The 861-nt window shown below is 78.3% G+C and carries 1 protein-coding gene; it reads left to right on the top strand.

The features are described 5' to 3' along the window. A partial coding sequence (locus tag ACFPL3_RS42010; protein ID WP_379591045.1) for a zinc-dependent alcohol dehydrogenase family protein occupies positions 1-861 on the top strand: 861 nt, incomplete at both ends.

Below are 861 nucleotides of genomic sequence, written 5' to 3'. Positions count from 1 at the left end.
CCGGGGCCGATCGGCAGCGGGCCGCTGCACGCCGTCGAGCTCCCGGAGCCGTCGCCCGGGCCGGGGGAGGTGCGGGTGCGGGTGCAGGCCTGCGGGGTGTGCCGCACCGACCTCCACCTGGCCGAGGGCGACCTGGCGCCGCGGCGGCCGCTGACCGTGCCCGGCCACGAGGTCGTCGGCATCGTGGACGCCCGCGGCCCGGGGGCCACGCGGTTCGACGTCGGCGACCGGATCGGGATCGCCTGGCTGCGCGGGACGTGCGGGCGGTGCCGCTGGTGCCGGACCGGGCGGGAGAACCTCTGCCGGGACGCCACGTTCACCGGCTGGGACGCCGACGGCGGCTACGCGGAGCTGGCGGTGGTGCCGGAGGCGTACGCGTACCGGCTGCCGGCCGGCCTGGGCGACGCCGTGGCCGCGCCGCTGCTGTGCGCGGGCATCGTCGGCTATCGGGCGCTGAAACGGGCCGAGCTGCCGCCGGGCGGGCGGCTGGGAATCTACGGGTTCGGCGCGTCGGCCCACGTCGTCGCGCAGGTCGCGATCGCCCAGGGCGCGGTGGTGCACGTGCTGACCCGCTCGGCGGCGGCCCGCGAGCTCGCCCTCGAGCTGGGGGCGGCGTCGGCCGGGCCGTCCGACGGGATGCCTCCCGAGCCGCTCGACTCGGCCGTGCTGTTCGCGCCCGCGGGCGAGCTCGTGCCGGTGGCGATGCGGGCGCTCGACCAGGGCGGCACGCTGGCGGTGGCCGGGATCCACCTCACCGACGTGCCGCGCCTGGTGTACGGCGAGGAGCTGTTCCGGGAGAAGCAGCTGCGCAGCGTCACGGCCAACACGCGCGCCGACGGCGAGGAGTTCCTGCGCCTCGCC

Origin of the sequence: Pseudonocardia zijingensis, from assembly GCF_042657305.1 — a bacterium.
In the GTDB taxonomy this organism is placed as follows: Bacteria; Actinomycetota; Actinomycetes; order Mycobacteriales; family Pseudonocardiaceae; genus Pseudonocardia; species Pseudonocardia zijingensis.
Note: the sequence above shows the minus strand (reverse complement) of the source record. Positions and strands in the feature narration are given on the sequence as shown.